The sequence below is a fragment of the Streptomyces actuosus genome, from assembly GCF_016921115.1.
Classification (GTDB): Bacteria; Actinomycetota; Actinomycetes; order Streptomycetales; family Streptomycetaceae; genus Streptomyces; species Streptomyces actuosus_A.
On record NZ_JAFFZS010000002.1, the window covers coordinates 42,363 to 65,139 of the forward strand.

Below are 22,777 nucleotides of genomic sequence, written 5' to 3' on the forward strand. Positions count from 1 at the left end.
GCCACCAGCATGACCGAGAACGTCGTCCAGCTCCACAAGGACGTGCCCCCGCTCCTCGTCCACGACGCCTCCGACCCCCTGGCCGAGACCGTCATCGACGTCGTCCAGGACGCCGAACCCCGGCCCGTCGACCCGCCGCAGCAGGCACCCGAACCCGGCACCTGGATCGCCGAGGCACAGGCCTACCTCGCCGACGCGCCGCCCGTCGTACCGCCCGCCCTACGCCGCTGGGACGCCTTCAAGGACGCCACCCGCTGGACCGTCTCCTACTACGCCCACCTCGGCGCCTTCCACGCCCTGCGCACGCCCGTCTACCTCGCACGGCTGCTGCTGCGCGCACCCCGCGGCACCGGCCGGCTCATCGTCCGCTGGGGCAAGTGGGTCGCCGACACCGAGGCACGCCCGGTCGAGGCCAAGGCCGCCGCCTCCGCCGACATCGAGGCCTGGCTCGCCCTGTCCCGCGAGCACTCCCGCCGCGTCCGCCCCCGCCGCGTCGCCTCCCTCGCCGTCGCCACCGCCACCGGCATCACCACCCTCGTGTCCGCCTTCCTCGTGCCCGGCTGGACCCTCACCACCGCCGTCGCCGCCGCAGCCCTGGTCGGCCTCGCCGGGAAGAAGCACGACGGGAAGCCGCTGATCACCCGCTACGTCGCCACCAACGTCCTGCGCCGACTCGACTCCACCGAGGTCTACGACGCGCTCGCCGCGATCGGCATCGAGGGCAAGAAGGGCCGCAAGGGCGTGGAGTTCGCCTCCGAGGTCATGCGCGACGGGCCCGGCTGGCGCGCCGAGGTCGACCTGCCCCCGGGCGTCGAGGCCACCGCCGTCCTGGAGAAGCGGGCCGCGCTCGCCGCCGCCATGCGCCGCCCCATCTCCACCGTGTGGCCCGAGGCCGACCGGACCGCGCACCCCGGCCGCCTGGTGCTGTGGGTCGCCCAGCGCGACCCCGCCAAGGCCGGCCGCAAGCTGTGGCCGCTGATGAAGGACGGCCAGGCCGACCTCTACCAGCCCCTGCCGTTCGGGTTCGACCCCCGCGGCAACCTCGTCGAGATCACCCTCATGTACTCCAACCTCCTCGTCGGCGGCATCCCCGGCTCCGGCAAGACGAGCTGCGCACTCGCGATCGTCCTCGGCGTCGCCCTCGACCCCACCGCCGAACTGTGGATCTACGAGCTGAAGGGATCCGGCGACCTCGACTCGGTCAAGCCCGTCTGCCACCGGTACGTCTCCGGCGACGAGGACGAAGACCTGGAGGCCGCCCTGGCCGGCATGCGCTCCGGCATCGCCGAGTACCAGCGCCGCGCCGCGTTCATCCGCTCCCTGCCCGCCTCCGAGGTCCCCGAGGGCCGCAAGGTCACCCGCGCGCTCGCCGAGAAGTACCCCGAGCAGCAGCTCGGCCCCCGCGTCATCGTCATCGACGAGGTCCAGGAACTGTTCACCCACGCCGACTACAAGGACGAGGCCGCCGCCCTGGCCACCCGCCTGATCAAGAAAGCCCGCGCCTACGGCATCATCCTGATCCTGCTCACCCAGAACCCCGACGCCCCGTCCCTGCCCACCAGCGTGTCCAGCTCGGTCGGCACCCGCCTGTGCCTGGCCGTCATGGACTGGCGCGCGAACAACAACGTCCTCGGCACCGGCGCCTACGACCGCGGCATGCGCGCCACCGACATCTCGGTGGACGAGCAGGGCACCGGCATCCTCGCCCGCGGCCGCGAGGGCATCACCGTCCGCGCCGCGTTCATCAAGCAGACCGAGGCCGAGGACATCGCCACCCGCGCGCTCGCCCTGCGCACCGCCGCCGGCACCCTGTCCGGACAGTCCGTCGGCGCCACCGTCGAGGAACACGACGTCGAGACCGTCCTCGACCACCTGCGCGCCATCTGGCCCGACGGGACCGAGTCCGTCCACTCCCACCGCCTCGTCGAAGCCCTCGCCCGCTACCGGCCCGACCTCTACAAGCCGTGGACAGAGATGGACGCCGCAGGCGCGTCCACCGCCCTTTCCGCGGCGCTGAAGCCGTTCAAGGTGTCCACCCGGCAGCTCACCATCCGGGAGTGCTGCGGCGGCGCCAAGGGCGTCCGCTGGGCCGACCTCCCGGCCGCCGAGGACGGCGAGTAGGGGACTTAAGTGTTGCATCGCTTGCAGGCCTGACGGAGCGATGCAACACTTAGGCATGAGTAGAGGTCACGGGCGCATTGAGCGGGCCATCCTTGAAGCGGTCGGGGGAGCGTCGCCGTATGACGGTCTGCCAATCAGCCAACTGGCCGCCACTGTCTACGACACAGAGCAGCCGAGCCGGTCTCAGACGGTGAGCCTCAGGCGAGCGGTCCGGCGACTGGAGGAACAGGAACTCGTCATCTCCCGCCGGGACCCGGCATACCCGACGCCCGGTCGTCGCTACTGGCGCCGCACTGGTCGCACCATCCCGTGCGATGGGGACAGCTGCACCTACTGCGCCGCCGGGCACCAGCCATACGGCGAGTCGAGCCACGCCGTCCATGCGGAGTACGCGCAAGTCCGGGACGTGATCGAGACGTGGGTGCGTAAGCATCCAGAGCAGTGGACGGACCAGGAGGCCGCCGAGGCGGAGAAGCGCCGCGCCGAAGCCCTCCAGGCGATCGCGGCGATGGAGCGCTCGTTCCGCTAGATGGGCCTGCGAACCGGTTTCGGGAAGGGCCGATGGTTTCACCCCGACCCGAAACCGGTTTCGCCCCCGATATCGGGCCTGACCTGCACAGTTTCGAGTTTCGAGCCCTGTCCGAGCCCCCAGAACATCCCCAGCGCGCGATGTCCGCCGAGAACGCGGAGACTGAAATCAACGGCGAAGGCCACGGTCAGCTCTAGGGACGACGAGATGGCGGCATCGCGATCGGGCAGGCGGCGCGCACTGTGGCTGACACTCATCGCTGCACTCGGCCTCGGCTTAGGCATCGCACTGCTCTTGACAGCGCCCCCGGCGCCGAGCCCAGGGATCGATACCGGGGCCCACAACTCGCCAACCAAGACGGAGATCGCAAGCACAGCTCCGGAAACCCAGTCCGCTTTGCCCGTCCCGCCCAGCGGCTACCAAATCTGGCTCACCAGTCCCCCCGAACACAGCACCAACGCGGAGATGATCCAGACCATATCCGGAGCCGTAGCCTCCCTGGGCGGTGCATGCGCCGGCGTCGCAGCCCTCATCACCGCCAAGCACTCAAGAAGCGCCAGCGCGGCCCCGGACTCCGCCCGCACAACACCGCGGGGCTGGACGGGCTGGCCACCGCGTCACCGCTGAGCACTCCCCGGCCGCTCACAGGCATCATGGGCCCATGGAGCAGCAGAACATCCGCCCCGGCTACCTCACCGCGCACCAAGCCGCCCGCGCTCTCGGCATCACCCTCGGCGGCGTCCGCCAGCTCGTCTACCGCGGCCGACTCACCCGCGCGGGCGGCACGCAACGCCAGCCCTGGTACGCCGTCGCCGACGTCCAGGCGCTCGCCGCGACTCGCGCCGCCCGCACGGTCGCTTGACCCCAGGTCAGACGCTGTGTGACGATCTCGGTGTACAGCTGTGTCCGCACACGAGCCCCAAACGACGCGGATGAGCCCCGGTGACCGCACCCGGGAGCCTCACCGTTGCAGCCCGTCACAGACTGGTTACAGTGCCACCACGCCTCCCGCAGCGGTCGCATGATGGCCCCTCAGCCGCAACCGTCCAGGGGGGACCCATGGGGTTCATGAACGACGCCAAGGCCAACACGGCAGGCACCGAGGCGCGCAAGGCGCGAGAGCGCGGCCAGACCCTCCTCGTCTACAAGTTCATCGAGGCGAACACGAACAGCCGGGCCACTGCGCCGATGACCGGCATCGCCGAGCAGATCAGCGCCGTAGAGGAGCAGGGCTGGCGACTCGACCACATGGCAGCAGCTGAGGGCAAGGCCCTCACCGGCGAGCGCGTTGCCCTAGTCTGCCTCTTCCGCGCTGCCTGACGCACACGCGTGAGCCCGGCCCGCACCGCGCCCGGTGCGGGCCGACGCCATGCCGGGGGAGGGGGGTGGGGGGTGGCCACCCAGCGCGGCGAACTCACCAGCTACGACTATCGGCAGATGCGTGCCCGCACTCTCGCCGCGTCCGACGTGTGCATCGTCTGCGGCCACGGCGCGGCCGACGCCGTCGACCACGTCATCCCGGTGAGCAAGGGCGGACCCCGCCGCGACCCCGACAACCTGGCGCCCATCCACGGCGTGGACGGCTGCCCCGTCTGCCTCCGCAAGTGCAACAGCGAGAAGGGCGACCGCTCCCTGGCCGAGGTCACCCAGCTCGTCACCTCGGTCGACTGGTTCGCAGGCCCTTGACGCCGCGCACAAAGACGCAGGTCATAGGCATGACCGCGCACGTGATCCGGAGCGGATCGGCCCAAGTCCGAGTCGGCGCCGACGATTTTTAGAAATCGGACATATCGCAACCCCGCGCCCAGCTTTTATTTTTCTCCCCCCGGGCCGATTGCCCCGGAAACGATCTTGGAGGGGGGCGCCATGGGCCCTGTCGAGGAGGCCGTGCGCAGCGACGTCGAGCAGCTCGGCGACCTGGCCGGTGTCGAGCCGTCGCTGTCCGAGATGGCCTACACGCTCGCCCGCTCGATCGACACGGCGGCGTCCGGCGAGTGCCAGACGTGCGGTGAGGCGGTGACCGACGCCGATGACGGAAGGACCCTGCCTCAGCTGAACCGCGAGCTACGGCAGACGCTCGCCCAACTGCTGGAGGGGCGGGCCGCTGACGATGACGACGACCTCGGAGACCTGGGCTCCCCCGACTGAGTTCGCCGAGGATCTCTACGAGCGGTACGGGCTCACGTGCCCACCGCGCTGGGGCACCCCTCGGCACCCGGGCCGGAAGTCGCTCGGGCCGAAGCTGTGGAAGGTCATGGCCAAGCTCGGCGCCCCGCCGATGCCGTGGCAGAAGTACGTGTCCGACGTCGCGTTGGAGATCGACCCGGAGACGGGGTTGTTCGCCCACCGGGAGGTCGGCCTCTCCGTCTCCCGGCAGCAGGGCAAGACCGAGCTGACCCTGGGGGCCCAGGTACACCGGGCGATGGCGTGGAAGCAGCAGAACATCGTCTACGCCGCCCAGACCCGGGGCATGGCCCGGCAGCGGTGGGAGGACGAGTTCTGGGAGAAGATCTCCGGCTCGGACCTGGCCAGGTACGCCCGGATCCGGAAGTCGAACGGCAACGAGGCCATCCTGTTCCCCGGCAAGCGCTCGCGCATGGGCATCACCGCGAACACGGAGAAGGCCGGGCACGGACCCCCGTTGGACCTGGGGTTCATCGACGAGGCGTTCGCGCACGAGGACGACCGCCTGGAGCAGGCGTTCAGTCCGGCGATGCTGACCCGGGCCATGGCACAGCTGTGGTGGGCGTCGGCCGGCGGCACCACCAAGTCGGTGTGGCTGAACAAGAAGCGGGAGAAGGGCCGGGAGCTGATCGAGGCTCTGTTCGCCGCGCTCGCCGAGGACCCGGACGCGATCCGGCCGCGGGCCTGTTACTTCGAGTGGTTCGCGCCGGAGGACATGGACCGGGCGGATCCGGCGACCTGGCGGGCGACGCTGCCCGCCCTCGGCTACACCGTGACCGAGGAGGTCATCGCGGCCGAGCTGGAGAAGATGGACCCGGCCGAGTTCGACCGCGCCTACCTGAACCGCACCCGGAAGCCGACGCCGCCGAGCGACCCGAACGTGCCCAAGGGGAAGTGGCCTGGGCTGGTCGACGCGGCGAGCAGGCCGGAGCCGTCCAGAGTCGCGCTCGCCCTGGACGTGTCGCAGGACCGCAAGGGGGCGGCGATCGCTGCGGCGTCGCTGCGCCCGGACGGCATCGTGCACCTGGAGGTCGTGGCGCACCGGCCGGGGACGGAATGGGTGGTGCCCGCCATGGCCCGGCTGCACGCCCTGTGGAATCCGGTCGCTGTCGCGGTCGCTTCCTCGGGCGCGCCCGCCGCGTCGCTGATCGACGACCTGATCGCCGCAGGGATCGACGTGCCCAAGGACAAGAGCGCCCCGCTCCGGGGCGACCTGGCCGTGATGCGCACGGGCGACATCACCGAGGCGTGCGGGCAGCTGGCCGACGCCATCAACCAGGGCACCGTCGCCCACCTGGACCAGGTCCCCCTCACCGCCGCGGTGAACGGCGCGCGCACGCGCCGACAGGGCGACGCCTGGACGCTGGACCGCACGACCTCCCTGGTCGACATCTCCCCACTGTGCGCGGTCACCTTCGCCCGGTGGGCGCTGCTCATCCGCGGCCCGCACGTGCTCGACGACTACGACATCGCGGACTCGTTCGCGTGAGAGGAGGCGGGCCGTGGGCGTGGTGTCGAGGCTGAGGCAGATGTTCACCCGGGACGCGCAGATCACCTCCGCCGAGGATCTCCTGGCCCAGTCCCGGGAGCGGCGCTCGGGCCGCGTGCACGTCACCAACGAGACCGCGCTGCGCAACAGCGCGGTATGGGCGTGCCTGCGGCTGCGGGCCGACCTGATGAGCAGCTTCCCCATCGACGTGTACCGGCGCGTCAACGGCATCCAGGTCGAGGTGCCCAAGCCTCCCGTCCTGGTCAGCCCGGGCGGCACCACGATGGGCATCAAGGAGTGGGTCTACAGCACCGAGTTCGACCTGGACCGGGCCGGCAACACCTTCGGCATCATCACCGAGCGCACGGGCGTCATCGGCCCGGACGGGCGGGGCCTGCCCGGGCGCGTCGACCTGGTCGAGCTGGGCTCCGTGGTGGTGCGGGCGAACGGGCCGACCATCACCAAGTTCGTCATCGGCGGTGTGGAGTACGAGCCGTGGGAGATCTGGCACGAGAAGCAGTACACCGTGGCCGGGTTCCCGCTCGGCCTGTCGCCGGTGGCGTATGCAGCGTGGACGATCGAGGAGTCGCTGTCCGCGCAGCAGTTCGCCCGTGACTGGTTCGCCGCCGGGGCCGTGCCGCTGGCGGAGCTGAAGAACACCGCGAAGATCGTCGACAAGGACGCGGCCCGTATCGCGCGCGAACAGTTCAAGGCGGCCGTCGACAGCTCGGGCCTGTTCGTCCACGGCGTCGACTGGGAGTACAAGCCGATCCAGGCCGTGGCCTCCCAGTCGGCGTTCCTGGAGACGCGGCAGTTCGGCACGACCGACATCGCGCGCTTCTTCGGCTGCCCGGCCGACCTGATCGATGCCGCGGTGTCCGGCAGCAGCGTCACCTACGCCAGCATCTCCCAGCGCAACCTCCAGTTCCTGATCATGAACCTGGGTCCGGCCGTCGGCCGCCGGGAGGACGCGTTCAGCCGACGCCTGGTGTCCGGACCCCGGTACGTGAAGCTCAACACGGACGCCATGCTGCGCATGGACCCCGAGGCCCGGGCCCGCACGATCAACTCGCAGATCACCTCCCGGACCCTCACCCCGTCCGAGGCGCGCGCCCTCGACGACCGCCCGCCGCTGACCGAGGACGACTACGCCGAGTTCGACCGACTGTTCGGCGCCCGCTCCGTGCCCGCCCAACCCACGACCGCCGTACCGGGAGCACCCTCATGACGCAGACCACGCTCGCCGCCGCGGCGGCCGAACGAGCGCAGCACGTCCGCCAGCGCGCCGACCGTCCCTCGCAGCGCCGGTGCGCCGAGCAGCTCGGCGCCCGGGCCACCGTCCGCGCCGCGCTGTCCGGCGTCCAGGTCCGCGACAGCGGCGACGGCGGCACCCTGGAGTTCCGCGGGCACGCCTCGGTGTACGAGCAGGGCTACGAGATGTGGGACTACTTCGGCCCGTACACCGAGATCGTCTCCGAGGGCGCCGGTGCCGACTCCCTCGCCCGCGCGAAACTCGACGTGCCGCTCGTCCTCGGGCACGACCAGCTGCGCCGTCTGGCCCGCACGACGACCGGAACCCTGCTGCTGGCCGAGGACGCGAACGGCCTGTTCGTGCACGCGCCCGCCCTGGACCCGGCGGACCACGACGTCTCCTACATCGCGCCGAAGCTGCGGTCCGGGCTGATCGACGAGATGTCGTTCGCGTTCCGGATCGAGTCGGGGCAGTGGTCCCCGGACTACACCGAGTACCGGATCAACCGGTACGACATCCACCGCGGCGACGTCGCAATCGTCGGCTACGGCGCGAACCCCTACACCGGTGCGGCGCTGCGCCAGCCCGCAGCTGCACCGGCGACCCGGGCCCGGGCGCTGCTCGAACTGGGCATCGCCGGAGCCTGACCCCCTGATCTTCCCGCCGCCCGGCGGGAGTACCTGCCCTGCGCTCGCGCGCACGAGTCCGCCCGGCGCCATGGCCTCGGGCGGCCGTCTGACCTGGACACGGGGCGCCTGGAATCCACATGAGAGAGGACGGCCGAGATGACTCTCGCCGAGCTGATCGCCCAGGCGCGTACCGCGCTGGATACGGCGATCGCCAACCGCAGGACGGAGCAGGACGCCCTGGTGGCGCTGCGCTCCGACGAGAACCTGACCGAGGAGCAGGTGCGCGCGCAGATCGAGCGCCGCGACGCCGCCGACGCCGAGGTCACCCGACGGCAGCAGGCCCTGATCGAGCTGGAGGCCGAGCAGGCCCGCGAGGAGGAACTGGCCGCCCTCCAGGCCCGCACCACCCCGGCGGCCCAGGTCCCCCGCGGGCCGGCCTACGACCAGGTGGCCCGCGTCGGGCAGGAGGAGCGCACCTACCGGCCCGACCAGGACCGGCGCGGCGCGGCGTTCGAGCGGGACGTCGCGTCGGCGTTCCTCGGCGACTACGCGGCCCAGGGCCGCCTCGCCCGCCACATGCAGGAGGAGCACGTCGAGCGCGGCGACCAGCTGCGCGGCGACGGACAGCAGCAGCGCGCGGCCGGTACGGGCGCGTTCGCGGGCCTCGTCGTGCCGCAGTACCTGACCGACATGTACGCCCCGGCCGCCGCCGCGAAGCGGCCGTTCGCCGACGTGTGCCGTCCGCACCAGATGCCCGCCCAGGGCATGGTCGTCAACCTGTCCCGGGTCACCACCGAGAGCGACGTCGACGTGCAGGCGTCGGAGAACACCGCGGTGGCCGAGCAGGACATGGACGACACCCTGCTCAGCTTCAACGTGCAGACCGCGGCCGGTCAGCAGACGCTGTCACGCCAGGCCGTCGAGCGCGGCGCCGGCGTGGAAGCGGTCGTCCTGGACGACCTGTTCCGGCGGTACGCCACGAACCTGGACGGCAAGCTGCTCAACCAGGCCACCACCGGCCTGACGAACGTCGCCAACGCCGTGGCCTACACCGACGCCTCCCCCACCGCGGCAGAGCTGTACCCGAAGGTGATCGAGGGCCTGTCCAACGTCGAGGCGGCGCTCCTGGACCTGGCCTCGGGCGACAACGTGGCCGTCATGCACTCCCGCCGCTGGTACTGGATGCAGAACGCCATGGGGTCGACCTGGCCGCTCATCACCCAGCCCGGCATCGTCGCGCAGACCCTGGGCGCCAACTACGCCGAGGCATACGGGCGCGGAGTACGCGGTGTCCTGCCGAACGGCACCCCGGTCATCGTCGACAACAACATCGCCACCAACCTGGGCGCCGGCACCAACGAGGACGAGGTGTACCTCGTCGACCGGCAGGAATGCCACCTGTGGGAGGACCCGGACGCACCGATGTACATCCGGGCTGAGCAGGCCAAGGCCGCCAGCCTGGGCGTCCTGATGGTCGTCTACGGCTACTTCGCCTACACGCACCAGCGGTACGCGCACGCCCAAAAGGTCGCCGGCACCGGCCTGGTGACGCCGACGTTCACCGGCGCGTGATCCCCGCTGCGGGCCCGCTCCACCCCGGGGAGGGCCCGCAGCCCACCACTTCACCAACAGGAGTCCCCATGGCAAGCGATGATCCGATGGTTGCGGCCCTGCTGCGCGAGCGTGAGGGCTACGTGGCCCGCGGCTGGGACGACCGCGTGGCCCAGGTCGACGAACAGCTCAGGCTGCGGGACGTCGAGCCGCCGGCCGCCGCCCCGAGCAGCGCGCCGACGTCCCGGTCGACGCCGCCGAAGGGCCGCAAGACGCGCGGTAGCGAGACGACGTGACATGACCGACTACAGCAGCCTGACCGCGCTGAAAACCCGCCTCGGGCTGGAGACTGCCGACACCAGCGCCGACACCCTGCTGGCCTCCGCGCTGACGTCCGCGTCGCGGAGCATCGACCGCACGTGCGGACGCCGATTCTGGCTCGACCCGGCCGTCGTGCAGCGCACGTTCAACCCGCGCGGCCGGATCGTGCGCGAGGACGACGGCGACCTGTTCCTCGTCGACGACATCGGCAGCACCGCGGGCCTGGTCGTCGAGACCGGATCCGGCTCGTCCTGGACGGCCCTCACCGACTACGAGACCAGCCCCGACAACGCACTGGCCGACGAGCGGCCGATCACCGGCCTGTTGCGCGTGCTGGGCACGTGGGGCAGCGCGACGACCCGCCTGCGGATCACCGCCCAGTTCGGCTGGCCGTCCGTCCCGGACGACATCGCCGAGGCCACGCTGATCCAGGCCACCCGCCTGTACAAGCGCAAGGACTCCCCCGAGGGCATCATCGGCTCCGCGGAGTGGGGCGTGCGCAACCTGTCCCGGCGGGACCCGGACGTGTGGGCGCTGATCGAGCCGTACATCCTGCCCGGGTTCGGATAGAGGGGGCGCCGTGCAGATCTCCGACGTCCGCGACGCGATCGCCACCGCGGCCTCCGCCGTCGTCCTTCCCGACGGCATCAAATCCCTGACGTGCACCGGGTACGTCCCGGACGCCGTCGTGGCACCGCACTTCTTCGTGGCCGAGTACGAGCAGGACTACGACCGTGCCATGCGGCGCGGCCTGGACGAACTCGTCTTCACCTGCCGCGTGCTGGTCTCACGCACCGACGACCGGCCCTCCCAGCGCACCCTCGACGGCATGCTGTCCGGCTCGGGCCAGGCCTCCCTCAAGGTGGCGATCGAGGCGGCCCGCGGCACGCCGGGCGAGTACGCGCTCGGCGGCCTGGCGCACGACCTGCACGTGATGCGCGTGCAGGGCTACCGCTGGTACGAGCACGCGGGAGCTACCTACGTCGGTGCCGAGCTGATGGTCAAGGTCATCGGAGACGGGAGCAGCTGATGCGGATTCGCATGCTGGTGCAGATGCCCGCGGGGGCCACCCGCAACGGGGAGCCGTGGCCGGCTCTGGGGGAGGCGGCCGAGCTGCCCGCGGCCGACGCCGCCCACCTGATCGCGTCCGGCGTCGCCGAGGAGGCGCCGGCCGACGAGCCGCGGCGCCGCCGCAAGTCCGGCACCGAGGCGAAGAGGGAGGCGACGTGAGCACGATCCTGACCAACGTCCGCACGTTCGCCGGTGGCGCCGACCTCACCGGCAACAGCAACAAGATCGAGATCTCTGCCGAGGTCGAGGACAAGGACGCCACCAACTACGGCTCGGGCGGCTGGAAGGAACTCCTCGGCGGCCTGGGGTCGGCGGAGATCTCCGGCGAGGGGCAGTGGGAGGCGGGCGACCCGGGCAAGGTCGACGACGCGTCCTGGGCCCAGCTGGGCGGCGTCGGCCCCTGGTCGATCAGCGCGAACAACGCCGCCGCCGTGGGCGACCTGGCCTACCTCACCAAGGCCCTGCGATCGGACTACAAGCTGGGCGACGCCGTCGGCGAGATTGCCCCCTGGGCCAGCACCGCCAAGAGCAGTTGGCCGCTGGTGCGGGGGGAGTTCGCCCACCCGCCCGGTACCGCCCGCACCGCCGACGGCAGCGGCACCGGCCTGAACCTCGGCGCCCTCGCCTCGGGGCAGCGGCTGTACGCGGCCCTGCACGTGCTGTCCGCCTCGGGCACCACGCCCAGCATCACCGCACGCGTGGAGTCCTCGGCCGACAACACGTTCGCCTCCCCCACGACGCGGCTGACGTTCGACGCGGCCTCCGCGGCCGGTGGGCAGATCCTGCGCACCGACGGCAGCCCGGTCACGGACACCTGGTGGCGCGTGGCGTGGACGATCACCGGCACCACCCCGTCGTTCCTGTTCGTCGCCTCCCTCGGCATCCGGTAGGCGACACCACCCCGCCCGGCCCGCACAGGGCCCCCTCGTCATGCCCTGGAAGGGATCTCCGCCATGCCCAAGATGGTTCTGCTCGCCCAGTACCTGAACATCAACAGCACCGACCTCAGCGCGTTCACGAAGAAGGCCGAGCTGACCGTCGAGGTCGAGGACAAGGACGTCACCAACTACGCCAGCAACGGCTGGAAGGAACTCCTCGGCGGCATCAAGTCGGCCGAGCTGGCGTGCGATTTCCTCCAGGACTTCGCGACCAGCCAGCTCGACGCCACGATGTGGCCGCTGCTCGGCACCGTCGTGACGTTCGAGGTGCGGCCGGACAACGCCGCCGCGTCCGCGACGAACCCCTCCTACACCGGGTCGGTCCTGATCAAGGGATGGAACCCGGTACAGGGATCCGTCGGCGACGAGGCGACCGTGGGCGTGTCCTTCCCGACCTCGGGCGCCGTGAGCCGGGCGACGTCCTGATGGCCGGTGGGCCGCCGTTCACCCTCGGCGTGGACACACACGAGGGCCTGGCCGCGCTCACCCGCGCGATCCGCGCCGAGGAGGACGGCAAGCAGCTGCGCAAGGAACTGGCCGCGAACCTGCGCGCCGCCCTGCGCCCCGGGGCCGCCCAGGCCAAGAGCGGCATCATGGCGATGTCCTCGGCCGGCCTGGCGACGGCGCCCGCGCTGCGGGCGTCGATCGCGCGGAAGATCCGCCCCGAGGTGAAGCTGGGCGGCCGGTGGTCCGGCGCCCGCGTGAAGGCCTTCAAGACCAAGAGCCTCCGCCACTTCCCCAACGCGCCCCGCCGCACCAATCGGGCCCGCGGCTGGCGGCATCCGGTGTGGGGCAACCGCGAAGTGTGGGTGCAGCAACACGGCAAGGTCGATTGGTTCGACCGCGCTTTCCAGGGACGCGAGGGCGTCTACAGGGCCGCTGTCGAGGCAGCGATGGAGAACATGGCCCGGCGTATCGCCGACCGGGCCGGATAGGGAGCACGGTGTACCTGGTCTACAGCCCCGAGGGGCAGGACGAACCGAAGCGCTGGAAGTACAACCCGCGCCGGATGATGTCCGCCGAGCGTGAGGCGATCGAGCGGCGCACCGGCCGGAACTGGTCGGACTTCACGCAGGACGTCATCAAGGGCAACAGCCTGTGCCGTCGCGCGCTGCTGCACGCACTCCTCAAGCGGGAACACCCCACCCTCAAGTGGGACGACGTGGATTTCGCCTGGGACGAGCTGACCCTGGAGTACAGCCGCGCCGAGCTGACCGAGATCCGCCAGACCGTCGCCGACACGGCGACCGGCGACGAGCGGGACGCCGTCCTGGAGAAGCTCGACGCGGAGATCGCCGACGCCTTCGAGGACCCCGAGGACGAGGGAAAAGCGCAGCTGCCGATCGCCGGATGAGGCGACTCGGCGACGCCGCCCACCTGCTCGGCATGCGCCCCCGCGACTGGGACACGTGCACCGTCGAGGAGACCGACGCCCTGCTGGCCTGGCTGGACGCCTACGAGAAGGCCAAGGACGAGGCGAACGAACAACTGAAGAGGGGCCGCTGACGCCCCCTGTCCGAGGGGGTGTTCGGCGTGAGCGATACGTCGCTCGTGTTCAACCTGGTCGCCCGCGACCGCACCGGCCAAGGGCTGTCGAGGGCGAAGGAGCGGTTCAACACCGCAGCGCAGGCGATTGCCGCAGGGGCCGGTGCGGCCCTGGCCGGCGGCATCTTCGAGTCGTTCAACATCGACGCGGCCAACGACAAACTGGCCGCCCAGCTCGGCCTGTCAAAGGAGCAGTCGGCCCGGGTCGGCAAGGTCGCCGGCAGCGTCTACGCCGACGCCTACGGCGAGTCGATGGACGAGGTCAACACCGCGGTCGGCTCCGTGATGTCCTCCATCAAGGGCATGACCAACGCCTCCAGCGCCGGCCTCCAGACCGCCACCGAGCAGGCGCTCGGCTTCGCCGAGACCTTCGACGTGGACGTGGACCGGGCCGTCCAGACCGCAGGAACACTCATCAACAGCGGCCTGGCGCGCGACTCGACGGAAGCCTTCGACCTGATCACCGCCGCCTCACAGAAGGTCCCGGCCCAGCTGCGCGAGGACGTCCTCGACGCCTCCGACGAGTACAGCCAGTTCTTCGACACCCTCGGCTACAGCGGCGAGCAGGCATTCTCCGTCCTGGTCGACTCCAGCAAGAAGGGCATGTTCGGCATCGACAAGGCGGGCGATGCGATCAAGGAGTTCACGATCCGGTCCACGGACATGTCGACCTCGTCGCAGGCCGCCTACAAGGCGATCGGCCTGGACGCGGGGAAGATGGCGAACGCCATCCTCAACGGCGGCGACACGGCCCGGGGCGCCACGCAGAAGATCATCGACGGCCTACTGAAGATCAAGGATCCGGCGAAGCAGGCCAACACGGCCATCGCCCTGTTCGGCACCCCGCTGGAAGACCTCAACGTCAAGGACATCCCCGCCTTCCTCCAGTCCCTCAAGGGCGCGTCCGGGTCGATGGACGACTTCGCCGGATCGGCAAAGGACTCGTCCGATGCCCTGCGGGACAACGCCTCCACCGCCCTGACGCAGTTCAAGCGGAAGGCGATCAGCAACATCACGGCCGTGGGGGGCACCTTCGCCCAGTTCGCCATGGACAACCAGGCCGTGTTCGAGCCGCTCGCGTACACGCTGCTCGGCCTCGCCGGTGTCGTCCTGGTCGTCAAGGGCGCGATGATGACGTACTCGGCCATCTCCTCCGTGGTCACCGCCGCCAACACCATCATCAACGCCTCGACCTGGGGCGTCATCGGCAACTGGCTACGCATGATGGGCGTCGGCCTGATGGCCTATCTGCGGATCGCCGCCGGAGCCGTGGCGTCCGCGCTGACCACGGCCGCGGCCTGGACCGGATCCGCGCTCGCCGCGATCGGCACCTGGATCCTGGGCGTCATCCGGGCCGCGCTCGTCTCCGCCGCCCAGTTCGCCATCATGGCCGCCCGGGCGATCGCCTGGGCCGCGACCATGGCCGCCCAGTGGCTGATCGCCATGGGCCCGGTCGGCTGGGTCATCGCGATCATCATCGGCCTGGTCGCGCTGATCGTCGCGAACTGGGACACCGTCACCAAGTACACCCAGATGGCCTGGGACTGGGTATGGCAGAAGGTGTCCGGCGCGATCAGCAGCGTGCTCGCCGCGGTCGGCTGGCTGGCCAGAGTGCCCGGCCTGGTCGGCGGCTACTTCGGCCACATGAAGGACACCGCCGTACAGAAGACACTCGCCCTGGTGTCGTGGATGAGCGGCCTGCCCGGCCGGATCGCCCACGCGGTCGGCTCCCTCGGCTCCCTGCTGTACGGCAAGGGCATGGACGTCGTCACCGGCCTGTGGCACGGCATCCGCTCGATGGGCGGCTGGATCAAGAGCCAGCTGATCTCCTGGGCCAAGAGCATGATCCCCGGCCCGATCGCGAAAGCCTTGGGCATCGGCTCACCGTCGCGGGTGATGGCCGACGTGGTCGGCCGCTGGATCCCGCCCGGCGTGATGCAGGGCATCGAGCAGACCAGCCCCGAGCTGGACCGCACCATGCGCACGCTCATCGAGCCGGAGATGGCCGCCCCGGGCCGCCTCCTGACCGCTCCCGGCCTCGCCCCCACGCTCGGCGCCGCGGCCGGCGGCGCGCAGCGCATCGTCATCGACGTCCGCGGCGCGGACGAGGACCTGAAGAAACTGTTCCGAAAGATCGTCCGAGTCGACGGCCGCGGCACGGCACAGACCGCGTTCGGCCGGGCGTGAGGAGGCAGCGTGGCGTTCCCCGTGACCCCCCTCGACATCGGGGTCGACCTGCGAGTCGGCGGTGTGTGGACGGACGTCACCGCCGAGGTCTACACCCGCGACCTGATGACCATCGTCCGGGGCCGACGTGACGAGGGCGTCCGCTCCGACCCGGGCCGCTGCACGCTGACCTTCAACAACCGGAACGGCAAGTACAGCCCCGGCAACCCGATGAGCCCGTACTACGGGCTCATCGGCCGCAACACCCAGGTCCGCGTGCACGTCCCAGCCGGCGAGGCACACCTGGAGCTGGACGGCGACGCCTCCGGCACCGTCTCCACCCCGCACACCGGCGCCCTGGACATCACCGGCGACCTGGACGTGCGGGTGGAGCTGGACTGCGACATGCAGTCGACCACCACCAGCCACATCATCATCGGCAAGTGGGGCGAGACCAACACCGACCGCTCCTGGAACATCCGCTACTCCACCGGATACCTCGTCATCCAGTGGCTGAACGCCTCCGCAGTGTCCGGCGCCGCGTTCATCGCGCAGCACCTGTACGGCGGAGCGGCCCTGCGCGTCACGCTCGACGTCGACAACGGGGCCGGCGGCTACACCTGCCGCTTCTACCAGGCCGACTCCATCGACGGCCCCTGGACCCAGATCTACAGCGACCTGATCGGGTCCGACACGACCAGCGTCCAGTCGACCACCAGCCCGCTCACCCTCGGCGCCAACGACTCCACCACCACTCCGGTACGGCAGCCGTTCGAGGGCACCGCCACCCGCTTCCAGCTGCGCGACGGCATCGACGGCACCCTCGTCGCCGCCCCCGACTTCCGGTCGCTCGCCGACGGCGCGACGTCCTTCACCGACAGCACCGGCCTGACGTGGACCGTCAATGGCACCGCCCAGGTCCGCAAGCGGGCCGACCGCTTCGTGGGCGAGATCTCCGCCTGGCCGCCCCGCTGGGACGTCAGCGGCAACGACGTATGGACCCCGGTCGAGGCGGCCGGCATCCTGCGCCGCTACGGGCAGGGCACCGCGCTCCTGTCCTCCCCACTGACCCGCCGCGTGCCCACCTTCAACCCGCTCGCCTACTGGCCGATGGAGGACGGCGCCCAGTCCACCCAGGCCGGCTCCCCGATCCCCGGCGTCCAGCCGATGCCCATGACCGGGGTCACCTGGGCCCAGAGCACCAGCCTGATCTCCTCCGCCCCGCTGCCCGTCCTCACCTCCGCCGGCGGCGCGCTGCCCACCATGCGCGGCCTCGTGCCCGCCCCGACCACCGCGACGACCGGCTGGCAGACGATCTGGCTGTACCGCCTGGACACCGCCCCGACCACGCTGCGCACGTTCATGACCATCACGGCCACCGGCACCGTGCGCACCTGGTACGTCCAGTCCCGCAACGACGCCTCCCGCGTGCTGGGCCTGGACGGCGACGGCGCAACGGTCGTCGACGTCCTCATCGGCACCGGCAGCGACCTGTTCAACCAGTGGACGTCGTGCAACCTGCGCACGTCCGAGTCCGGCGGCACCGTCACCTGGGCCATCTCCTGGCAGGACGTCGGCGGCGACTTCGGCACCTACAGCAGCAGCTACTCGGGCACCGCCGGCACCGTCTCCAGCGTCTCCTCGCCACCCGACGGCTACTCCTCCGACCTGGACGGCATGGCCCTCGGGCACATCGCCGTGTTCGGCACGTTCCTGACCAACGCCTACGTCAACGCCATCACGGCCTGGCAGGGCGACCCGGCCGGAGAGCGTGCGCTGCGCCTGGCCGGCGAGGAGGACCTGCCGCTGACCGTGCGGGGCATCATCGCCGAGCAGGAGCTGATGGGCGCCCAGGGCCTGAAGTCGCTGCTCGACCTGGTCGGCGAGTGCGCCGACTCCGACGGCGGCATCCTCATGGAACACCGGGCCCGGGCCGCCCTGCGCATCCGAGGCCGCGCCACCCTCTACAACCAGGCACCGGCGCTGACGCTGGACTACACCGCCGATGGTGAGGTCGCCCCGCCGCTGGAACCGACCGACGATGACGCCGACGTCACCAACGACGTCACCGTGCGGCGCATCGACGGCTCGTCCGGCCGCGCGGTCCTAGCCGACGGCGCCCTGTCCGTCCAGATGCCGCCCGACGGCATCGGCCGCTACGACAGTTCCGTGGACCTGTCGCTGGACAGCGACGACCAGGCCGAGCCGATCGCGTACTGGCGGCTGCACCTGGGCACGTGGGACGGCCCCCGCTATCCGGTCGTGCACGTCGACCTGGCCGCAGCCCCTCACCTGATCGACGACGCGCTGGCCGTCGACCAGGGCGACCTGATCCGGATCACGAACCCGCCGCCATGGGTACCGCCCGGCGACATCGACCTGATCGTGCAGGGCTACACCGAGTCGTTCGACCAGTACAGCTGGGACGTCTACTTCGTCTGCACCCCGGCCGGGCCCTGGAGCGTCGCCGAGGTCGACTCCCGAGTCGACACCGACGGCAGCGAACTCGCGGCGGGCGTCGACGAGACCGCCACCAGCCTGTCCGTGGCCGTCACCGACGGCCCGCTGTGGATCACAAGCAGCGACTACCCGGGAGATTTCCCCTTCGACGCGATCCTCGGCGGAGAGCGGGTCACCGTCACCGGGATCACCGGCTCCTCGTCCCCGCAGGCGTGGGCAGTGATCCGCTCCGTCAACGGCATCAGCAAGACGCACGCGTCCGGGACCGACGTCCCTGTCGCCGAGCCCGCCATCGTCCCCCTGTAGGAGAGAGCGCCGTGACCTACGAACCGTGGCAGCCCGGCATGAAGCTGAGCGCCAATCGGCTGCTGTCGATCTCGCCGACCTGGTCGTCGTGGACGCCGACATGGTCGACCACCACCGGCGCCAACACACCCAGCTTCGGGAACGCGACGCTGGACTGCGCATACGCCGTGTCCGCCACGACCGTCTGGTGGCGCATGGACATCGTGTTCGGTTCGACGACCAACTTCGGTGGGGGCAGCGCCGCGGACAACTGGCAGTTCACCCTGCCCGTCACCGCGGCGTCCGCGGTCAACGCGGCCGGGGCGGTCGAGCTGTCGTTCTCGGGCAACGCCCGTGTGGTCGCCCGATCACGCCTGCTGAGCACCACGCAGATGGGACTGGAAATCTCCTCGGGCAAGCCCGACGGCACGGCCGTGGCGAACTCGGGCCTCGTCGACCTGCTGAGCCCGTTCACCTGGGCGTCCGGCAACAGCATCCGCGGCGTCGGCCACTACGAGGCCGCCGCGTAGACACCGCTCCGCCCCGTGCCACCCGGCCGGGGCCTTCATCATCTCTGGAGGGCCCATGGCCTGGTATCCCGGCGCCAAGAAGATGGAGCTCCAGCCGGAATCGGACGCGCAACCGGCGATCCGGCCGACGCAGTTCATCATGCACAGCATCGCCGCCCCGTGGGACGAGCAGCGCATCTACGAGTACTGGCGCGACTCCACCAACCTGGAATCCCACTTCGGGCTCGACTACGACGGGTCGATCGGCCAGTTCATCGGCACGCAGACCCGCGCCGACGCCAACTACCGCGCCAACCGTCGGCCGGACGGCACGGGCGCGGTGAGCATCGAGACAGCGTCCAACCTGCACCACACCGACGCGTGGACGCCCGAGCAGATCGAGCAGCTGATCCGGCTCGGCCTGTGGCTGCACCAGCATCACGGCATCCCGCTCCGCATCTGCCGCACGTGGGACGACCCCGGCTACGGCTACCACCGGCTGTACCCCGAGTGGTCGACGGGCGGCACCGAATGCCCCGGCGACGCCCGGGTGCGCCAGTTCCACGCAGTGGTGTTCCCGGGGATCGTCGCCCGGGCTACCGGCAAGACGAGCAATCAGGAGGACGACATGGCGTTGACCGACGCTCAGGCCAAGCAGCTGGCCGACCTGCACGCAAGGCTGGTGCCCTACGCGGGTTGGTCGTACAAGGGCAAGGACGAGACGCGGGACGCCTACGCGTACCTGCGCGGTACGAGCGCGGCCGTGCAGGCGTTGACGGCTCAGGTCGCCGCGCTCAGCGCGGTCGTGACCCGACTCGCGGAGGGCGGTGGGCTCACCGCCGCGGAGGCCCAGGCCGCCGCCGAGGCTGGAGCCCGCAAGGTGCTCGACGACATCGCCGCGGCGTCGAAGGGAGCCTGAACCATGCTGCTGCCCTCGATCCTGCGTACCGTCGTGCCGCTGCTCGCCGGGTGGGCCGTGACGGTCCTGTCCGGCCTCGGCCTGCACGCCGACTCTACCGCGGTCGCCGGCGGCGTCACCGTCGCCGTGGCTGCCGCGTACTACCTGCTGTTCAGGCTCGTCGAACGGGCCGCCGAGCATCTCAGCATTCCGTGGCTACAGGCGGCAGCGGGTGTGGCCCTCGGCTACGCCCGGCCGCCGCGGTACGAGTCGACCGACGAGATCGCCGCCCTGGTCCGTGCGAGCCGCGAATGACCACGCCGGAGCCGACGCCGTCCGTCGTGGTCGAGCTGGAACGAATCCGCGGCAGCCTGGAGGCCGGCTTCGCCCGGGTCGATGGCTCGCTCGCTCTGCTCCACCAACGCGGCGACCAGACGGACAAGAAGCTGGACGACCACGAGCGGCGCCTGGACGCGTTGGAGCGGGGGCGCTGGCCGCTGCCGTCGATCGCCGCGCTGACCAGCCTGGCGGCGATCGGCATCGGCCTGTACGAGCTGATTGCCCACTGACCACGGACCCCTCTCGCCTACGGGCGGGAGGGGGCTCTTCGTCGTTCCTGGGCTCAGTGCAGGGTCTCGATGGCCTTCAGGATCAGGGCCCGTGCCTCAGCACCGTATACGGCAAGCTCCGCAAGCCTGGCGAACGCCCGCAGGTAGATGTCCAGTTCGCTTGGCGCGGTGACGGTCACCTTCGCGGCGAGCAGCTCCACGTGGATCCGCGCATCGTCGAAGACCGTGAACTGTTCGAGCGGCCACATCGCACCCTGCCTGACGGCTGTAGCCGGAATGATGCCCAGAGACATGGACGGCAGAGCCATTGCAGCGATGAGGTTGCCGAGTTGGCTCGCCATCACGTCCTGGTCGCCGATCCGGTGGTGGAGGACGTCCTCCTCGATGAGCGTCGCGAACCGATGGTCACCTTCGTGGATGACCCGAGCGCGCCGCATGCGGACCTCGACTGCCTCTGCAACGTCGTCCGGCGTGCCGCGGAACCCGGCGATCGTGCCCATGAGGGCTGTCGCGTAGCCGGGCGTCTGGAGGTAGCCGGGCATGACGTGCGAGGCGTACACGCGGAACAGGCGGGTGCGCTCGTACAGCTTCGCGGACGTCTCCGCCAGCTGCTTCATGCCCGTGCGCTGGAGCCGCTTCCAGTGCAGGTACATCGCGTCGGCTTGCCGGTTGGCCGCAATCAGGTCGTCCGCTTGGTCGTCGGCGCCGCATGCCGCGCACCATGCCCGGATGTCCGCGTCGGCCGGAACGGTGACGGCGTTCTCGACCCTGGAGGACTTGGCGACGGACCAACCCGCCAGGCGCGCGACTTCCTTGCTGGTGATGCCCGCGTCCAGGCGCAGCTCCCGTAGCCGGGCCGCGAGAGCTGCGCGCGCTTCCTGCACGCTGGACGTGGGGAAGGTGGACATCGTCTGCTACTTGACCTCGTACTGGTCGTGCGGGACGGCTCGCTCCCAGACCTGTTCGAACGCAGCGGCGTGCCGGTCGACGACGGCAGGGTCGTCGCACAGTTCTTTGCTGATCCACTCGCCCGCGCCGGAGAAGTGGTGGACGCGCATCAGGCGCCCGTCGAAGATCCACAGATCGGCGCCGGGCAGGAGCAGGTCCCACGCTCGGTGCCGGGGCAGCCAACGGACCTGTTCGCCGGCCTCCACGTTGGCGCGGGTCTGGTAGTGCTCCCAGCGGATGTAGTCGGTCACCGGCTCGGACACGACCCGGGCGCGGCGCACCGATACGCCGCGGGCGACGGCGTCCGCGATGTCCTGGTGGAAGGGCCGCCACCAGAAAGGGCGGTCGTCCCAGTCGATGCGCTCGCCGTTCTGCCATGCCTCGAAGCGGGGGTTGCTGTAGTAGGCGTCTCGCATCTCCAGGTGGACGGCCGACTGGTTGGTGTCGGCGAGGAGTTCAGCGAACTCCGGGATCGAGCTCATCGCACGCCTTCCTGATGATGGGGATCATGCGGGCCGGGACCCTGATGACGGTCTCACCGGGCGGGATCGGCGCCCGGGCCGGGGACAGTGCGTCGCAGGTCGCCGTTGTCTCGTTGTCGGCCTGGTAGCTCTGGATCAGCAGATCGGCTGTGCTGGTGTCCACCCAGACTGTGGGGCATCCGTCCTCGTCCGTCTCGGGGTCGATCCCGACGAAGTGAATGTTCATGATGGCTGGCCTCCCGCGCTAGTCGGTTGCAGCGATTTACACCACGGTGGTGCTCGTGGATCACACGGTCAAGAGCGCATGTCGGCCATGGCCAGGAGCTTCGATTTGCCTGTAATTCGGTGCAACTTCGTAGTCGGGACAGTGCCGCAGTTCGTAGCGTCGGCAGGGACGACAGAGCCCCGGCGAGGCCGCAGACCTCCCGGGGTGTGGCCGACTGGATGGAGTCGACATGGCAGAGGTTACGCAGGCTCGCGCCGCATCGGATAGCCCTCCCGTCGATGGGCGGGAGCAGGCCCGGCGGGCCGCGAACCGTGGCCTCCAGGAGCACGTGGCGACGTGCGAGCAGTGCGTGGACGACGTCGGCCAGTGCGAGACCGGGATGGCGTGGACGCGGCTGATGCTGGCGGCCCCGGTGAAGATCTGCGTGCGCTGCGACAAGCCGGTCCGACCGGGGCAGGAGTACGTAGCGGTGGACCACCACAGTGCGAGCGGCGCCGGCACGACGGTCCACGTCCACGCCCAGCGGTGTGTGCCGGTCCCGCGGCAGACGTACTCCAGCGGCCCATACGGCCGGTAGAGACCGGCGGCCGTCCCTGCCCCCGTA

General features: G+C 70.6%; 29 protein-coding genes. 25 read left to right on the top strand and 4 right to left on the bottom strand.

Going from position 1 to position 22,777, the window contains the following annotated elements:
- Window positions 1-9: 9 nt before the first annotated feature.
- The gene (locus tag JS756_RS03045; protein ID WP_205381347.1) at window positions 10-2,121 is read left to right on the top strand and encodes an FtsK/SpoIIIE domain-containing protein; all 2,112 of its coding nucleotides are present in this window, start codon (window positions 10-12) and stop codon (window positions 2,119-2,121) included.
- A gap of 567 nt (window positions 2,122-2,688) precedes the next feature.
- On the opposite strand, the gene JS756_RS03050 is transcribed toward JS756_RS03045, so the two are convergent.
- Window positions 2,689-2,907, bottom strand: a complete 219-nt coding sequence (locus JS756_RS03050; protein WP_205381348.1) for a hypothetical protein — start codon at window positions 2,905-2,907, stop codon at window positions 2,689-2,691.
- A 404-nt stretch (window positions 2,908-3,311) separates the two neighbouring features.
- On the opposite strand from JS756_RS03050, the gene JS756_RS03055 reads away from it, so the two are divergent.
- From JS756_RS03055 to JS756_RS03165, 23 genes are all read left to right on the top strand, one after another.
- Window positions 3,312-3,512 (top strand): hypothetical protein, encoded by a 201-nt coding sequence (locus tag JS756_RS03055; RefSeq protein ID WP_205381349.1) that lies wholly within the window; start codon window positions 3,312-3,314, stop codon window positions 3,510-3,512.
- A gap of 206 nt (window positions 3,513-3,718) precedes the next feature.
- Window positions 3,719-3,970, top strand: a complete 252-nt coding sequence (locus tag JS756_RS03060; protein WP_205381350.1) for a hypothetical protein — start codon at window positions 3,719-3,721, stop codon at window positions 3,968-3,970.
- A gap of 72 nt (window positions 3,971-4,042) precedes the next feature.
- Window positions 4,043-4,336, top strand: coding sequence for an HNH endonuclease (locus JS756_RS03065; RefSeq protein ID WP_205381351.1), 294 nt, complete (start codon window positions 4,043-4,045; stop codon window positions 4,334-4,336).
- 180 nt (window positions 4,337-4,516) lie between these two features.
- Window positions 4,517-4,798 (top strand): hypothetical protein, encoded by a 282-nt coding sequence (locus JS756_RS03070; RefSeq protein ID WP_205381352.1) that lies wholly within the window; start codon window positions 4,517-4,519, stop codon window positions 4,796-4,798.
- Window positions 4,761-6,323 (top strand): terminase large subunit domain-containing protein, encoded by a 1,563-nt coding sequence (locus tag JS756_RS03075; protein ID WP_205381353.1) that lies wholly within the window; start codon window positions 4,761-4,763, stop codon window positions 6,321-6,323. Before JS756_RS03070 ends, JS756_RS03075 begins: the two co-directional genes overlap by 38 nt.
- A 13-nt stretch (window positions 6,324-6,336) precedes the next feature.
- Window positions 6,337-7,551: a phage portal protein gene (locus tag JS756_RS03080; RefSeq protein ID WP_205381354.1), complete on the top strand. Its 1,215-nt coding sequence runs from the start codon at window positions 6,337-6,339 to the stop codon at window positions 7,549-7,551.
- Complete coding sequence (locus tag JS756_RS03085) at window positions 7,548-8,222, top strand: HK97 family phage prohead protease (protein WP_205381355.1); 675 nt, start codon at window positions 7,548-7,550, stop codon at window positions 8,220-8,222. Before JS756_RS03080 ends, JS756_RS03085 begins: the two co-directional genes overlap by 4 nt.
- 138 nt (window positions 8,223-8,360) lie before the next feature.
- Window positions 8,361-9,776 carry a phage major capsid protein gene (locus JS756_RS03090; protein ID WP_205381356.1) on the top strand — a complete coding sequence of 472 codons (1,416 nt, stop codon included), beginning with the start codon at window positions 8,361-8,363 and terminating at the stop codon, window positions 9,774-9,776.
- Between the two features lie 68 nt (window positions 9,777-9,844).
- Window positions 9,845-10,051, top strand: coding sequence for a hypothetical protein (locus tag JS756_RS03095; RefSeq protein WP_205381357.1), 207 nt, complete (start codon window positions 9,845-9,847; stop codon window positions 10,049-10,051).
- 1 nt (window position 10,052) lies between these two features.
- Complete coding sequence (locus JS756_RS03100) at window positions 10,053-10,646, top strand: phage gp6-like head-tail connector protein (protein WP_205381358.1); 594 nt, start codon at window positions 10,053-10,055, stop codon at window positions 10,644-10,646.
- 10 nt (window positions 10,647-10,656) lie between these two features.
- The gene (locus tag JS756_RS03105; protein ID WP_205381359.1) at window positions 10,657-11,106 is read left to right on the top strand and encodes a hypothetical protein; all 450 of its coding nucleotides are present in this window, start codon (window positions 10,657-10,659) and stop codon (window positions 11,104-11,106) included.
- A complete protein-coding gene (locus JS756_RS03110) occupies window positions 11,106-11,306 on the top strand; it encodes a hypothetical protein (protein ID WP_205381360.1) in 201 nt (66 codons plus the stop codon). Before JS756_RS03105 ends, JS756_RS03110 begins: the two co-directional genes overlap by 1 nt.
- Entirely contained in the window at window positions 11,303-12,037 is a 735-nt protein-coding gene (locus tag JS756_RS03115; RefSeq protein WP_205381361.1) for a hypothetical protein, read from the top strand. The genes JS756_RS03110 and JS756_RS03115 overlap by 4 nt, the downstream gene beginning before the upstream one ends.
- Window positions 12,038-12,100: 63 nt before the next feature.
- Window positions 12,101-12,511, top strand: a complete 411-nt coding sequence (locus JS756_RS03120; RefSeq protein WP_205381362.1) for a phage tail tube protein — start codon at window positions 12,101-12,103, stop codon at window positions 12,509-12,511.
- Window positions 12,512-12,540: 29 nt separating this feature from the next.
- Window positions 12,541-13,020, top strand: a complete 480-nt coding sequence (locus JS756_RS03125; protein ID WP_307790274.1) for a hypothetical protein — start codon at window positions 12,541-12,543, stop codon at window positions 13,018-13,020.
- Window positions 13,021-13,028: 8 nt separating this feature from the next.
- The gene (locus JS756_RS03130) at window positions 13,029-13,439 is read left to right on the top strand and encodes a hypothetical protein (protein ID WP_205381363.1); all 411 of its coding nucleotides are present in this window, start codon (window positions 13,029-13,031) and stop codon (window positions 13,437-13,439) included.
- Window positions 13,436-13,591, top strand: a complete 156-nt coding sequence (locus JS756_RS03135; RefSeq protein WP_205381364.1) for a hypothetical protein — start codon at window positions 13,436-13,438, stop codon at window positions 13,589-13,591. Before JS756_RS03130 ends, JS756_RS03135 begins: the two co-directional genes overlap by 4 nt.
- A 27-nt stretch (window positions 13,592-13,618) precedes the next feature.
- Complete coding sequence (locus JS756_RS03140) at window positions 13,619-15,817, top strand: phage tail tape measure protein (protein ID WP_205381365.1); 2,199 nt, start codon at window positions 13,619-13,621, stop codon at window positions 15,815-15,817.
- A 9-nt stretch (window positions 15,818-15,826) separates the two neighbouring features.
- Window positions 15,827-18,562 carry a hypothetical protein gene (locus JS756_RS03145; protein ID WP_205381366.1) on the top strand — a complete coding sequence of 912 codons (2,736 nt, stop codon included), beginning with the start codon at window positions 15,827-15,829 and terminating at the stop codon, window positions 18,560-18,562.
- A gap of 11 nt (window positions 18,563-18,573) precedes the next feature.
- A complete protein-coding gene (locus JS756_RS03150; protein WP_205381367.1) occupies window positions 18,574-19,071 on the top strand; it encodes a hypothetical protein in 498 nt (165 codons plus the stop codon).
- A gap of 55 nt (window positions 19,072-19,126) precedes the next feature.
- Window positions 19,127-19,969, top strand: coding sequence for a peptidoglycan recognition protein family protein (locus JS756_RS36500; RefSeq protein ID WP_240203200.1), 843 nt, complete (start codon window positions 19,127-19,129; stop codon window positions 19,967-19,969).
- 3 nt (window positions 19,970-19,972) lie between these two features.
- Complete coding sequence (locus tag JS756_RS03160; RefSeq protein ID WP_205381368.1) at window positions 19,973-20,263, top strand: hypothetical protein; 291 nt, start codon at window positions 19,973-19,975, stop codon at window positions 20,261-20,263.
- Complete coding sequence (locus JS756_RS03165; protein ID WP_205381369.1) at window positions 20,260-20,517, top strand: hypothetical protein; 258 nt, start codon at window positions 20,260-20,262, stop codon at window positions 20,515-20,517. Before JS756_RS03160 ends, JS756_RS03165 begins: the two co-directional genes overlap by 4 nt.
- Before the next feature lie 53 nt (window positions 20,518-20,570).
- On the opposite strand, the gene JS756_RS03170 is transcribed toward JS756_RS03165, so the two are convergent.
- Genes JS756_RS03170 through JS756_RS03180 form a run of 3 tightly spaced genes read right to left on the bottom strand, consistent with a single transcriptional unit; the run spans window position 20,571 to window position 22,173 of the window.
- Complete coding sequence (locus JS756_RS03170) at window positions 20,571-21,425, bottom strand: DUF5753 domain-containing protein (protein WP_205381370.1); 855 nt, start codon at window positions 21,423-21,425, stop codon at window positions 20,571-20,573.
- Window positions 21,426-21,431: 6 nt separating this feature from the next.
- Entirely contained in the window at window positions 21,432-21,947 is a 516-nt protein-coding gene (locus JS756_RS03175) for a DUF6879 family protein (RefSeq protein ID WP_205381371.1), read from the bottom strand.
- On the bottom strand, window positions 21,922-22,173 hold the full coding sequence (locus tag JS756_RS03180) for a hypothetical protein (protein ID WP_205381372.1): 252 nt from the start codon (window positions 22,171-22,173) through the stop codon (window positions 21,922-21,924). Before JS756_RS03180 ends, JS756_RS03175 begins: the two co-directional genes overlap by 26 nt.
- A 328-nt stretch (window positions 22,174-22,501) precedes the next feature.
- Between JS756_RS03180 and JS756_RS03185 the strand changes: the two genes are divergently transcribed.
- Entirely contained in the window at window positions 22,502-22,750 is a 249-nt protein-coding gene (locus tag JS756_RS03185; protein ID WP_205381373.1) for a hypothetical protein, read from the top strand.
- Window positions 22,751-22,777: the final 27 nt, after the last annotated feature.

Excerpts from the sequence above, each read along its gene's own strand:
- JS756_RS03045 (WP_205381347.1), top strand. The coding sequence starts at position 10 with ATGACCGAGAACGTCGTCCAGCTCCACAAGGACGTGCCCCCGCTCCTC.
- JS756_RS03180 (WP_205381372.1), bottom strand. The coding sequence starts at position 22,173 with ATGAACATTCACTTCGTCGGGATCGACCCCGAGACGGACGAGGACGGA.
- JS756_RS03050 (WP_205381348.1), bottom strand. The coding sequence starts at position 2,907 with ATGAGTGTCAGCCACAGTGCGCGCCGCCTGCCCGATCGCGATGCCGCC.
- JS756_RS03075 (WP_205381353.1), top strand. The coding sequence starts at position 4,761 with ATGACGACGACCTCGGAGACCTGGGCTCCCCCGACTGAGTTCGCCGAG.
- JS756_RS03160 (WP_205381368.1), top strand. The coding sequence starts at position 19,973 with ATGCTGCTGCCCTCGATCCTGCGTACCGTCGTGCCGCTGCTCGCCGGG.
- JS756_RS03110 (WP_205381360.1), top strand. The coding sequence starts at position 11,106 with ATGCGGATTCGCATGCTGGTGCAGATGCCCGCGGGGGCCACCCGCAAC.
- JS756_RS03165 (WP_205381369.1), top strand. The coding sequence starts at position 20,260 with ATGACCACGCCGGAGCCGACGCCGTCCGTCGTGGTCGAGCTGGAACGA.
- JS756_RS03090 (WP_205381356.1), top strand. The coding sequence starts at position 8,361 with ATGACTCTCGCCGAGCTGATCGCCCAGGCGCGTACCGCGCTGGATACG.
- JS756_RS03095 (WP_205381357.1), top strand. The coding sequence starts at position 9,845 with ATGGCAAGCGATGATCCGATGGTTGCGGCCCTGCTGCGCGAGCGTGAG.
- JS756_RS03070 (WP_205381352.1), top strand. The coding sequence starts at position 4,517 with ATGGGCCCTGTCGAGGAGGCCGTGCGCAGCGACGTCGAGCAGCTCGGC.
- JS756_RS03170 (WP_205381370.1), bottom strand. The coding sequence starts at position 21,425 with ATGTCCACCTTCCCCACGTCCAGCGTGCAGGAAGCGCGCGCAGCTCTC.
- JS756_RS03100 (WP_205381358.1), top strand. The coding sequence starts at position 10,053 with ATGACCGACTACAGCAGCCTGACCGCGCTGAAAACCCGCCTCGGGCTG.
- JS756_RS03085 (WP_205381355.1), top strand. The coding sequence starts at position 7,548 with ATGACGCAGACCACGCTCGCCGCCGCGGCGGCCGAACGAGCGCAGCAC.
- JS756_RS36500 (WP_240203200.1), top strand. The coding sequence starts at position 19,127 with ATGGCCTGGTATCCCGGCGCCAAGAAGATGGAGCTCCAGCCGGAATCG.
- JS756_RS03060 (WP_205381350.1), top strand. The coding sequence starts at position 3,719 with ATGAACGACGCCAAGGCCAACACGGCAGGCACCGAGGCGCGCAAGGCG.
- JS756_RS03175 (WP_205381371.1), bottom strand. The coding sequence starts at position 21,947 with ATGAGCTCGATCCCGGAGTTCGCTGAACTCCTCGCCGACACCAACCAG.
- JS756_RS03135 (WP_205381364.1), top strand. The coding sequence starts at position 13,436 with ATGAGGCGACTCGGCGACGCCGCCCACCTGCTCGGCATGCGCCCCCGC.
- JS756_RS03055 (WP_205381349.1), top strand. The coding sequence starts at position 3,312 with ATGGAGCAGCAGAACATCCGCCCCGGCTACCTCACCGCGCACCAAGCC.
- JS756_RS03120 (WP_205381362.1), top strand. The coding sequence starts at position 12,101 with ATGCCCAAGATGGTTCTGCTCGCCCAGTACCTGAACATCAACAGCACC.